At 59.8% G+C, this 11964-nt stretch carries 12 protein-coding genes; 6 read left to right on the top strand and 6 right to left on the bottom strand.

Going from position 1 to position 11964, the window contains the following annotated elements:
- Positions 1-152: 152 nt before the first annotated feature.
- Positions 153-497, bottom strand: a complete 345-nt coding sequence (locus ACEN2T_RS24745; RefSeq protein ID WP_032885568.1) for a cupin domain-containing protein — start codon at positions 495-497, stop codon at positions 153-155.
- Between the two features lie 385 nt (positions 498-882).
- Between ACEN2T_RS24745 and kynB the strand changes: the two genes are divergently transcribed.
- Complete coding sequence (kynB, locus tag ACEN2T_RS24740; RefSeq protein WP_442117721.1) at positions 883-1533, top strand: arylformamidase; 651 nt, start codon at positions 883-885, stop codon at positions 1531-1533.
- Positions 1530-2387 (top strand): tryptophan 2,3-dioxygenase, encoded by an 858-nt coding sequence (kynA, locus tag ACEN2T_RS24735; RefSeq protein WP_032885570.1) that lies wholly within the window; start codon positions 1530-1532, stop codon positions 2385-2387. The genes kynB and kynA overlap by 4 nt, the downstream gene beginning before the upstream one ends.
- Positions 2388-2469: 82 nt before the next feature.
- Here kynA and ACEN2T_RS24730 read toward each other — a convergent pair whose 3' ends face one another.
- The 4 genes from ACEN2T_RS24730 to antA all read right to left on the bottom strand — a co-directional run bounded on the left by ACEN2T_RS24730 (position 2470) and on the right by antA (position 7042).
- Positions 2470-3873: an amino acid permease gene (locus ACEN2T_RS24730; protein WP_099602219.1), complete on the bottom strand. Its 1404-nt coding sequence runs from the start codon at positions 3871-3873 to the stop codon at positions 2470-2472.
- A gap of 72 nt (positions 3874-3945) precedes the next feature.
- Positions 3946-4953: an anthranilate 1,2-dioxygenase electron transfer component AntC gene (gene antC, locus ACEN2T_RS24725; protein WP_442117720.1), complete on the bottom strand. Its 1008-nt coding sequence runs from the start codon at positions 4951-4953 to the stop codon at positions 3946-3948.
- Positions 4954-5159: 206 nt separating this feature from the next.
- On the bottom strand, positions 5160-5651 hold the full coding sequence (gene antB, locus ACEN2T_RS24720; RefSeq protein ID WP_032885573.1) for an anthranilate 1,2-dioxygenase small subunit: 492 nt from the start codon (positions 5649-5651) through the stop codon (positions 5160-5162).
- Positions 5651-7042 carry an anthranilate 1,2-dioxygenase large subunit gene (antA, locus tag ACEN2T_RS24715; RefSeq protein WP_032885574.1) on the bottom strand — a complete coding sequence of 464 codons (1392 nt, stop codon included), beginning with the start codon at positions 7040-7042 and terminating at the stop codon, positions 5651-5653. Before antA ends, antB begins: the two co-directional genes overlap by 1 nt.
- A gap of 314 nt (positions 7043-7356) precedes the next feature.
- On the opposite strand from antA, the gene ACEN2T_RS24710 reads away from it, so the two are divergent.
- Positions 7357-8349, top strand: coding sequence for an AraC family transcriptional regulator (locus tag ACEN2T_RS24710; protein WP_032885652.1), 993 nt, complete (start codon positions 7357-7359; stop codon positions 8347-8349).
- Between the two features lie 133 nt (positions 8350-8482).
- On the opposite strand, the gene ACEN2T_RS24705 is transcribed toward ACEN2T_RS24710, so the two are convergent.
- Positions 8483-9358, bottom strand: coding sequence for a LysR family transcriptional regulator (locus ACEN2T_RS24705; RefSeq protein ID WP_095186358.1), 876 nt, complete (start codon positions 9356-9358; stop codon positions 8483-8485).
- A gap of 114 nt (positions 9359-9472) precedes the next feature.
- On the opposite strand from ACEN2T_RS24705, the gene ACEN2T_RS24700 reads away from it, so the two are divergent.
- The 3 genes from ACEN2T_RS24700 to catA are packed head-to-tail and all read left to right on the top strand — an operon-like array spanning position 9473 to position 11874.
- Complete coding sequence (locus ACEN2T_RS24700; RefSeq protein ID WP_442117719.1) at positions 9473-10600, top strand: muconate cycloisomerase family protein; 1128 nt, start codon at positions 9473-9475, stop codon at positions 10598-10600.
- Positions 10601-10612: 12 nt separating this feature from the next.
- A complete protein-coding gene (gene catC / locus ACEN2T_RS24695; RefSeq protein ID WP_032885577.1) occupies positions 10613-10903 on the top strand; it encodes a muconolactone Delta-isomerase in 291 nt (96 codons plus the stop codon).
- A gap of 41 nt (positions 10904-10944) precedes the next feature.
- On the top strand, positions 10945-11874 hold the full coding sequence (gene catA / locus ACEN2T_RS24690; protein WP_442117718.1) for a catechol 1,2-dioxygenase: 930 nt from the start codon (positions 10945-10947) through the stop codon (positions 11872-11874).
- Positions 11875-11964: the final 90 nt, after the last annotated feature.

Here is an 11964-nt window from a genome sequence, read left to right as displayed (position 1 = left end):
ACCACAATAAGTGGCTCAGCTCAGTAAACCGGAGCACCACAATAAGTGGGTCAGCTCGGTAAACCGGAGCACCACAATAAGTGGGTCAGCTCGGTAAATCGGAGCACCTCAATAAGTGGCTCAGCTCGGTAAACCGGTGCACCACAAAAAACTCAGGCGAATACAAAATACTTGCGCACCGTCTCGACCACTTCCCATGTCCCCTTCATCCCCGGCTCTACCACAAAGATATCCCCAGCCCGCAGGTGAATCGGCTCCATCCCTTCAGGGGTGATGATGCAGTAGCCTTCCTGGAAGTGGCAGTACTCCCACTTCACATAATCCACGTACCACTTGCCCGGGGTGCAGATCCAGGTGCCCATGATCTTGCTGCCGTCTTCGCTGGTGTAGGCGTTGAGGTTGACGGTGTGCGGATCGCCTTCGAGTTTTTCCCATTTGCAGGCATCCAGGACCGGCAGGGGATGGGTGTCGCGCAGTACGGTAATGGGCGTGGACATGATGGCTCCGAGGCAGGTAATGGGAAGATGCACCCTAAGGCCTTGTGCGTTGCGCCAGTGGTCTGAACTCGACATCGGGATGCCCAGAAGCGCAGGTGAATGCGACTCCTCAGGCTATGTGCAGTCAATGTGGGAGGGGGCTTGCCCCCGATGGCGCCGGGTCAGCCTGCACTTGTGTCAACTGACCCACCGCCATCGAGGGCAAGCCCCCTCCCACATTAATCCTTGGTGGCAGCTCCACCGTGGCCAGGCGACACTTCTGAGCGTAAATAAGTAATTTCCTCGCAGTAAGTGCGAAAGATTTCCCGCTTGGCGCAGGAATTCGCAAGAAAATTCAGCCCTGGCCCTCGTATCATTCACCCCAGTAACCGCCGAGAGCCTTTAAATGAACCCAATAAAAACGTGGTGGGATATCAGCCCGCCCTTGAGTACGGCGACCCCGACCTGGCCGGGTGATACGCCGTTCCAGGAAGAGCGCGTGTGGCAGTTCGGCCCGGAGTGCCCGGTGAATGTAGGGCGCATTACCTTGTCACCGCACACTGGCGCCCACGTGGATGCGCCGCTGCACTACAGCGCGGACGGTGCACCCATCGGTGAAGTGTCGTTGGACGTGTACATGGGCCCGTGTCGGGTGCTGCATTGCCTCGGCAGCGGCGCGCTGGTGCAACCGCATCAATTAGAAGGACGTGTGGATAACTTGCCGGAGCGTGTGTTGCTGCGTACTTATCCACACGCGCCGCTGACCGAATGGGATTCGAATTTCACCGCCATCGCGCCGCAAACCATTGAGCTGCTCGCCAGCCTGGGCGTGCGCCTGATCGGTATCGACACGCCCTCGCTGGATCCGCAACAGTCCAAGACCATGGATTCCCACAACGCCGTGGCCCGGCATGGGATGGCGATTCTCGAAGGCATCGTGCTCGACGAGGTAGCGGAAGGCGACTACGAACTGATCGCGCTGCCGCTGCGCTTTGCCAACCTGGACGCCAGCCCGGTCCGCGCTATTCTCCGTCCGCTCAAGGAGCCCACGCGATGAGCCAATGTCCCTTCTCTGCTGACTACCAACCGCCGGAAGAATGGCATAACGCCGAGCTGAATTTTTCCGAGTCCATGAGCTACGGCGACTACCTGGACCTGGGCAAAGTCCTCAGCGCCCAGCACCCGCTGTCGCCGGACCACAACGAAATGCTCTTCATCATCCAGCACCAGACCTCTGAGCTGTGGATGAAACTGATGCTCCACGAACTCAAGGCCGCCCGTGAGCATGTGCGACTGGGCGAGTTGCCGCCAGCGTTCAAGATGCTGGCGCGGGTGTCGCGGATCTTTGACCAACTGGTGCACGCCTGGGCCGTGCTGGCGACCATGACGCCTTCGGAATACAAAGCGATTCGTCCGTTCCTGGGGCAATCGTCCGGGTTCCAGTCGTTCCAGTACCGCGAGATCGAATTTATCCTCGGCAATAAAAGCGCGGCGCTGTTGCGGCCTCACGCCCATCGGCCGGAGTTGTTGAACGAGTTGAAAGTGGCGATTGCCACGCCGTCGCTGTATGACGAAGCGATCAACTTGATGACCAAGGCGGGCCTTGCGATTGATCCCCAACGCGCCGAGCGCGACCCGACGGCGGCGACCGTTCACGATGAGTCGGTGGAGGCGGCGTGGCGCGAGGTGTATCGCGATCCGAGCCGTTATTGGGATTTGTATCAGTTGGCTGAGAAGTTTATCGATCTGGAAGATTCGTTCCGCCAGTGGCGCTTCCGGCATGTGACCACCGTTGAGCGCATCATCGGTTTCCAACCCGGTACTGGCGGCACCGAAGGCGTGGGGTATCTGCGCAAGATGCTCGACACCGTGCTGTTCCCCGAGTTGTGGCGAGTGCGCTCCACGCTGTAAACAAAAAGCCCCGGATTACCGGGGCTTTTCATTTGCAATGCAATCAAATGTGGGAGGGGGCAAGCCCCCTCCCACATGGGTATTACTGCGTGGCGGCTACCGCTTTCGCCTTACTCACTCGCAAACGGTAAGCCACATAGATAATCCCCACCCAAATCGGCATCGCATACACCGACTCGCGAATACCCGGGATCGCCAGCATCACGCTGATGATCATCAGCATGAACGCCAGGCACAGGTAGTTGCTGAACGGGAACCAGAAGGTCTTGAACGATGGCGTCACGCCTTGCTCGCCCATGGCCTTGCGGAACTTGATGTGGGTGATGCTGATCAGCGCCCAGTTGATCATCAGCGACGCAACCACCAGCGCAAACAGCAACTCCAGCGCACTCTGCGGCGCCACGTAGTTGACCACCACGCACAGCATCGTCACCAACGCCGAGATCGCCAGGGCACGCAGCGGCACGCCTTGCTTGTTGAGCTTCATCAGCGCTTTTGGCGCATCGCCTTGCTCGGCCAGGCCGAACAGCATACGGCTGTTGCAGTACACGCCGCTGTTGTACACCGACAGCGCCGCGGTCAGCACCACGAAGTTGAGGATGTGCGCGGCGGTGTCGTTACCGATCAGCGAGAAGATCTGCACAAACGGGCTGCCGCTGTAGGGGTCGCCCGACGCGCCGAGGGTTTGCAGCAGTTGGTCCCATGGGTACAGCGACAGCAGCACGGTCAGGGCACCGACGTAGAAGATCAGGATCCGGTAGACCACCTGGTTGATCGCTTTGGGAATCACTTTGCGCGGTTCGGTGGCTTCGGCGGCGGTAATACCCACCAGCTCCAGGCCACCGAACGAAAACATGATGAACGCCATCGACATCAACAGCCCCATGCCGCCATTCGGGAAGAACCCGCCGTGGCTCCACAGGTTACTGATGGACGCTTGCGGGCCGCCGGTGCCGCTGAACAGCAGGTAGCAGCCGAGCACGATCATGCCGACAATCGCCACCACCTTGATGATTGCGAACCAGAACTCGGTTTCACCGAAGAACTTCACGTTCAGGGTGTTGATCAGGTTCACCGCGACAAAGAACACCAGCGCGCTGACCCAGGTCGGGATCTCCGGCCACCAGAACTGGATGTACTTGCCCACGGCCGTCAGTTCGGCCATGCCCACCAGTACGTACAGCACCCAGTAGTTCCAGCCGGCCAGGAAGCCCGCGTAGCCGCCCCAGTATTTGTGGGCGAAGTGGCTGAACGAGCCGGCCACCGGCTCTTCGACGATCATTTCACCGAGCTGGCGCATGATCAGGAACGCAATGAAACCCGCAATCGCGTAGCCCAGGATCATCGACGGGCCCGCCGACTTGAGCACCCCGGCCGAGCCGAGGAACAACCCCGTGCCAATCGCCCCTCCCAAGGCGATCAGCTGAATATGCCGGTTCTTCAGGCCACGCTTGAGGCCCACCGGGTTAACCATGTCATCCGCCATTAACGTTCCCTTCTACTTGTTTTTCTTGGGGTTGATTGCACGCCGCACCAGCCCCTCAGAAGTGCTGAGGAGTCAGATATTACTCTGCGTAAACTTTTCGTAATACAGCTGAACGCCATCAAGTGCCTGATCCGCCAGCCATTGTTGGATGGATTCGACCATTGGAGGGGGCCCGCAGACATACATATCCGCCGATCCGTCCCGCAATTCGGCCAAGTCGAAATGTTGGGTGAGGTAGCCGCGCTTTCCGGGCCAGTCATCTGCGGGGTCGCTGAGGACTTCGGTGTAGCGAAAACCCGGCAGTTTCGCCGCGTAGGCCGCGATGCGTGTTGCTTCGCATAAGTCCTCGGCACCGCGCACGCCATAGTAGAGATGCACCGGCTGGTCGCAGCCAGTGGCGGCCAGTTGATCGAGCATGCCCAGCAGCGCCGACAACCCGGTGCCGCCGGCGACCAGCACCAGCGGTTGGGTGACGTGCCGAAGGTAGAACGCACCCAGCGGTGCCTCCATCAGCAGTTCATCGCCGATTTGGCAGCGCTCACGCAGGTAGTTGCTCATCACCCCATCGGGCAGCAAGCGGATCAGAAACTGCACCTGATTGCCCGCCAGGTTGGCGAAAGAGTAGGAACGCCAACTGTCCGTGCCTGGCACCGAGAGGCGTGCATATTGGCCGGGTAGAAAATCCAGTGGCGCGTCCAACTGCACGTTGAGGATCGCCGTACTGGCCGACACCAATTGCACCTTGCTGACCGTTCCGCGCACCTGCACCGGGTTCGGTGCATTGCACAAGCTCGAATCAAAGTCGAAGTAGAAGGTGGCGTCGGACTTCACCCGCGTCTGGCAACTGAGCATCTTGCGGTGTTGCAGGTCGAGGCTTGAGAGGGCTTCGTCGTCCACGTAGTCCTGGGTGTAGTCGCCCGATTCGCAACGACCCTGGCAGGTGCCGCATACACCTTCGCGGCAATCCAGGGGGATCTTGATGCCATTGCGCAGGGCCGCATCCAATAGGATTTCATGGGCGCCCACGGGGAAAAACAGGGTCTTGCCGTCGGCAAAACTGAAGGCCACTTTGTGATTCATGTGTTGTTCTCTGCATATTTATGACGTATGTACGGCCTGTTGGGGTGAGCGGTCTTGCCCCGCGCTGGGCTGCGAAGCAGCCACATGAGAGTCGCCGCATTTTTCCCGTCAAACCGCAGTGCTTGCACCATGGGCCGCTGCGCGCCCCAGCGCGGGGCAAGCCCGCTCACCACAAAAAGCCCGCTCACCACCACAACAAGGGTGCTTTAGAGGTGATAGAAATCCAGCACCGAGTTGATGGTGTCGTTGAGCAGCAGCGCATGCTTGCGAGTGATCAGCCAACTGTCTCCCTCAGGTTTGAGGCGGTAAGTGGCCTGTCCGTAAAACTGCTCCGAAGTCGCCAGCCGATAGAACAGCGTGTGCCAGTTCAGCTTCACTTCCAGCGAGCCATCCGCCTGTTCTGCGATGCGCACGTTATTGATCAGGTGCAAGGTGCGCGGCATTGGCGTGGCCGAGGCTGCCTTGCCGGTGCGCAGGCGAAAGACTCGGTCTTCCAGGCCTGAGCGGTTGGCGTAGTAGATCAACGACATCTCGCGTTTGGGATCGCGGGTGTACACATGCTCCGAGTCCCATTGCGGCAGATGGAACTCGCTCTGCGGGTCGAACAGCTGCACATAGGCGTCCCAGTCTTGGGCGTCGCAGAGTTCGGATTTTCGGTAGAAAAACTGCTCGATCCTGTATTGCAGTTGGGCATTCATCATTGCACCTCCCGCAGTGTCAGCGCTTGTCGATCAAGGCCGTTGAGCAGGAACTGCTGCCAGTTGCGGTGCTGGTTGACGTACAGCCCTTCGTGGGTGAATTCAGTGCCGGTCATGGCCGGTTGGATGCCGATGGCTTCACTGTTCGGTGTCGGGCCGGTCTCCCAGCGATGGCTGCCACGGGAGATATCGCTCCAGCGCTCCAGGCGGCCTTGGAAACCACGCTGGGCTTCACGAAATTCCACCAGGTCGTCCGGCGTGCCCATGCCCGATACGTTGAAGAAATCCTCGAATTGGCGAATGCGGTTTTCGCGGTCAGCGTCGGACTCGTTTTTCACCCCCAGGCATTGGCTGATGATCTCGGTCTTGTTCCACGCAACCGGGCGGATGATGCGCAGTTGCGAGCTGATCTGATCGAGGAAGAACAGGCTCGGATAGATGTTCAGATTGCGCAGGCGGTGCATCATCCATTCGGCTTTTTGCTGGCCGTGTTCTTCCACCAGGCGCGGCATGATGGTGGCGTAGCCGGAACGCACGGTCGGGTTGGGCATGTCGCTGAACAACAGGCTGTGGCCGTTGTTGAAGGCGAACCAACCGTCATCGGTATTCGCGTCGCCTGCACCGAGTTTGCTGTAGTCCAGTGTGGTGCCGGAACCGGTGCCGTTCTCGGTATTCACCTGTTGGCGATGCTGCACCGTGGCCACGTAGTTGTAGTGCACGGTGCTCACGTGATAACCGTCCAGACCGTTTTCGTTCTGCAGCTTCCAGTTGCCGTCGTAGGTGTAGGCGGATTTTCCCGGCAGCACTTCCAGCTCACCGGTGGCGGATTGCGCGACCATCATGTCGAAGAACACTTTGGCATCGCCGAGGAAGTCTTCCAGGCTGTCCGTGCCGTTCACGTCCAGACTGATAAACACAAAACCTTTGTAGCTTTCGATTCGCGCTTTTTTAAGGCCGCGGGTGGCTTTGTCGAAACCTTCCGGGTATTCCCCCGGCGCCTTGACCTTCACCAACCGGCCATCGCTCTTGTAACACCAGGCGTGGAACGGGCAGGTAAAGGTGGACTGGTTGCCCTTGCCGACGCGGGTGAGGGTGGTGCCGCGATGCTGGCAGGCGTTGATCAGCGCATTGAGCTGGCCTTCGCCATCGCGGGTGATAATCATCGGCTGGCGCCCGGCGCGCATGGTCACGAAGTCATGGTTATGGGCCAGTTCGCTTTCGTGGCAGGCGTAGATCCAGTTCTTTTCGAAGATCAGTTCCATCTCCAGGTCGAACAGTTGCGGCTCGGTGAACATGTCCCGGGCGATACGGAACACTTCGTCTGCCGGACGAAAATCCAGGCAGCTTTCGATAAAACTTTTCCACTGCTCGACGCTTCTTGCACCACTCATGGGAGGCACCTTTTTGATAGGGCTAATCGGTGGTTTATTAGAGGCAGCGGGGCAGGGCGTGGGCTATCCGCTTAATGGGGGAAGATGGGCCGCAAAGTTGGGCGCGGAGTACCCAATACGGTGCGGCGAGGTAACGTCATGCGCTACTGTCATAGGGCGCGAGGGGCATGAAAACCGGTGACTTATCCACATAGTCGGCCCTTGCTATCCACCCAGTGGCGCTACCACCGGCGTGGCGCAGAACTTGCTGTCCAACAACGATAACGACGCGCCGTCAGAGCGCGCAAACGCCTAACCGCCGTGGGTGCACCCTGATGAGCAGCCAGACACGCGATATCCATATCCAACGCTTCGACCTCGAAGGCGCCCGCAGCTGGATGTCCGGCATCTGCGGGCCGCACCGCCTGGCGACGACGACCCCGGAGCGCCTGCGTTTTCACCACAGCGCCAATGTGTTTAAGTCCCGCGCGACCACCTTGGGCGTGATCGAATACGGCACCGACGTGACCATCGATATCGAGGATGCCGAGCACTTCAGCAGCTACAGCCTCAGCCTTCCGTTGGTGGGTGAGCAGGAGTTGAGCAAGAACGGTGAGCGCCTGAGTTCCAACCGCGACCAAGGCGTGATCATCTCGCCCAACGAGCACCAGGTGCTGGCGATTTCCGGGGACTGTCGCAAGCTGCAAGTGGTGATTACGCGGGCAGCGATGAGTGAGTCACTGGAAGGTTTGTTGCAACGGCCCATCGACGCACCGCTGCGCTTTGAGTCGGTGATGGATGCGGTGGATGGCGCCCCGGCCTCGTGGTGGCGCATGGCGCGTTACTTCATTGCCGAACTGGAGCGCAGCAGCGAGTTGTATGAACAGGCCGCGTTTACCCGGGATCTGGAAAGCTCGCTGATCAAGGGGTTGATCCTGGCCCAGCCCAATAATTACTCCGAAGAACTGCGCGACGTACTGGGCGTGAAACTGCCGCATTACTTGATCCGCGCGCGCCAATACATTCACGACAACGCCCGCGAAGCGCTGCACCTGGAAGACCTCGAAGCCGCAGCAGGCGTGTCGCGCTTCAAGCTGTTCGACGCTTTCCGCAAGTACTTTGCCCTGTCGCCGATGGCCTACCTGAAGAAGTACCGACTGGGCGCGGTGCGCCAGGAAATCCTTGAGCACGGTTCAATTCGTACCATCTCCGAGATTGCCTTGGGCTGGGGCTTTACTCACTTGGGACGGTTTTCGGCGGAGTATCGCAAGCTGTTTGATGAGTCGCCCAGCCAGACGCTGCAGCGCAATCGCCTGCGCAGTACTTGAGCCTGATGAAGAGCAAAATGTGGGAGGGGGCTTGCCCCCGATAACGGTGGATCAGTCAGCCCATTCGTTAACTGGCCCAGCGCAATCGGGGGCAAGCCCCCTCCCACAGGGAGATCGCAGTGTTTATAGCGTTTCAGATCAGTTCTTCCACCAACTGCAGGCAATGACTAAGCCCCGGCGACTGATCATTCACCCTTCGGCTGAGAATAATCGGCGAGGTCGCGGTGGTTTCCACAATCGGCGTGTAACCGATATCCGCCCGATGCAGCACCTGCACCGACGCAGGCACCAGCGTCACGCCCATGCCAGCGCCAACCAGGCCAATCGCGGTCTGCAGCTCGTTAGTCCACTGCGCCACCTTGAGGCTTAAACCGTGGGTATCGAACAGCGCGATCACATGGTCGGCATAACTGGGGCGTGGGTTGCCGGGGTAGAGCACAAACGGCTCGGCGGCCAATTGGGCGAGGGTGGCCGGCGCCGCCAGCAGCGGGTGGCCGGCAGGCAGTACCGCCACCAGTCGATCCTCCACCAGTACACGCTGGTCAATGGCTGGGTCGTCGATGCGGATACGCCCGAAGCCGACATCAATGCGCCCGGCCTTGAGCGCTTCGACCTGCTGCAGGGTGGTCATCTCGGACAAACCCAATTCCAGCTCCAGCGCGTCATGGCTGCGCAGCCGCCGGATCAGCTCGGGCAGTACGCCATACAAAGTCGACGGCGCAAAGCCGATGCCCAGCCAGGTCTTTTCGCCCTGGCCGATGCGCCGGGTGCTGTCGCAGACCTTGTTCAACTGTTCGAGCAGCACATTGGCGTGTTCATAGAAAAACCGCCCGGCTTCGGTCAGTCGCAGTGGGCGGCCGCGTTCCAGCAGAATCACCCCCAGCTCATCCTCCAGTTGCTGGATCTGCCGGCTCAACGGTGGTTGGGCGATGTGCAGGCGTTCGGCGGCCCGGGTGAAGTTGAGGGTTTCGCCCAGCACCTGGAAGTAGCGCAGATGACGCAGTTCCATGACGGCTCCTTTCATACCTTGAGAGTATTGTTCGAGACTAATTCTATATTGGCTCCACGCAAAGAGCGGGAACAGAATCAGCGCAGACCTATAAAGAACCCAGCGGGTATTGCCATGCCGATTTGCGCCATTGAGTCGATCGAGACCATTATCGTCGACCTCCCCACCATTCGCCCGCACAAGCTGGCAATGCACACGATGCAGAACCAGACCCTGGTGATCATCCGCGTGCGTTGCGCCGACGGCATCGAAGGCATCGGTGAGTCCACCACCATCGGCGGTCTGAGCTACGGCAACGAGAGTCCCGACAGCATCAAAATCAATATCGACCGCCACTTCGCGCCGCTGCTGATCGGCCAGGACGCCAGCAACATCAACGCCGCCATGTTGCGCCTGGAGCGCAGTATTCGCGGCAATACCTTTGCCAAGTCCGGTATTGAAAGCGCGTTGCTCGATGCATTGGGCAAGCGCCTGAACCTGCCGGTGAGCGAGCTGCTCGGCGGCCGTGTACGTGACGCGTTGCCGGTGGCCTGGACCTTGGCCAGCGGCAACACCGAACAAGACATCGCCGAAGCCGAAAAGATGCTCGACCTGCGTCGCCACCGCATCTTCAAACTCAAGATCGGCGCCGGTGAAGTCGGTCGCGACCTCGCTCATGTGATCGCGATCAAAAAGGCCTTGGGCGAGCGCGCCAGTGTGCGTGTCGACGTCAATCAGGCCTGGGATGAGGCCGTCGCCCTGCGCGCGTGCAAGGTGCTTGGCGACAACGGCATCGACCTGATCGAACAACCGATCTCGCGCAATAACCGTAGCGGCATGGCCCGGCTGAACCTGTCGAGCCCGGCGCCGATCATGGCGGATGAATCCATCGAATGTGTCGAGGATGCCTTCAACCTCGCCCGTGAAGGTGCGGCGTCAGTGTTCGCCCTGAAGATCGCCAAGAACGGCGGCCCGCGTGCGGTTTTGCGCACGGCCGCGATTGCTGAAGCGGCGGGTATCGGCCTGTACGGTGGCACCATGCTCGAAGGCGGCATCGGCACCCTGGCCTCGGCCCATGCGTTCCTGACCTTGAACAAGCTGGCGTGGGACACCGAACTGTTCGGTCCGCTGCTGCTCACCGAAGACATCCTCACCGAACCGCCGGTGTACCGAGATTTTCAGTTGCATGTCTCCACTGCGCCGGGCCTGGGCCTGGCCATCGATGAAGAGCGTCTGGCGTTCTTCCGTCGTGACAAACACTAAGAGGCGCTTGCCATGTTGTTCCACGTAAAAATGACCGTGAATCTGCCCGTCGACATGAATCCGGAGCGCGCCGCCCGCCTCAAGGCCGACGAAAAAGCCCTGGCTCGACGTTTACAAGAGCAAGGCAAATGGCGCCACCTGTGGCGCATCGCTGGGCTTTACGCCAACTACAGCGTGTTCGATGTCGACAGCGTGCAAGAGCTGCACGACCTGCTGATGCAACTGCCGCTTTATCCCTACATGGCCATCGAAGTGAACGCCCTGTGCCGGCACCCTTCGTCGATCCATGAGGACGACCGTTAAGCCTGTTCTACACCTAACAATTACAAGATGAGGATCGCACCATGTCCATCCGACTGTCCCAGACTGCCCACGCCCAACAGTTTCTCGAAGAAGCCAGCGGCAACCTTAATGACGGCGGTAACCCGCGCACCAAAGCGCTGATCTACCGGATTTTGCGCGACACCGTGAACATCATCGAAGACCTGGACGTGACGCCGGAAGAGTTCTGGAAGGCGGTCAACTACATCAACGAACTGGGCAAGAACCAGGAAGCCGGACTGCTTGCCGCCGGGTTGGGCCTGGAGCACTACCTGGACATGTTGATGGACGCCGCCGATGAAGAAGCCGGCAAATCCGGCGGCACGCCACGTACCATCGAAGGCCCGCTGTACGTGGCCGGTGCGCCGCTGTCCCAGTACGAAGCGCGGTTGGATGACGGGACGGATGCCGCAGTGCCGCTGTTCATGCGCGGACAAGTGCGCGACACCAACGGTAAACCGTTGGCTGGGGCGATTGTGGATGTGTGGCAGGCCAACACGGGCGGCACTTATTCCTGGTTCGATAACACCCAGTCGGAATTTAACCTGCGCCGTCGCATAGAGACCGACGCCCAGGGTAACTACCGTTTTCGCAGCATCGTGCCGTCGGGCTACGGCTGCCCGCCGACTGGACCGACCCAGCAACTGCTCGATCAACTGGGGCGCCACGGGCAGCGGCCGGCACATATCCACTTCTTCATCTCGGCGCCGGGGCATCGGCACCTGACGACACAGATCAACCTGTCGGATGACCCGTACCTGCACGATGACTTTGCCTACGCGACGCGGGATGAATTAATTGCCGAGATTCGCTTCAGCGACGATCAGCAACTGGCGCGGGAGTTTGGGGTGGAAGGGCGGTTTGCACAGATTGATTTTGATTTTGAGTTGCAGACGGCTGATGCGCCGGTAGAACAGAAACGCATGCAGCGAGTCCGCGCCCTCGAAGACTAAATTCGGTCAAAAATGTGGGAGGGGGCTTGCTCCCGATAGCGGCGGATCAGTCAACATTTAAGTGACTGACACACCGCCATCGGGGGCAAT

Origin of the sequence: Pseudomonas sp. W22_MBD1_FP4 (assembly GCF_052113765.1) — a bacterium.
GTDB lineage: Bacteria > Pseudomonadota > Gammaproteobacteria > Pseudomonadales > Pseudomonadaceae > Aquipseudomonas > Aquipseudomonas sivasensis.
This window is presented reverse-complemented; position numbering and strand designations above follow the sequence as displayed.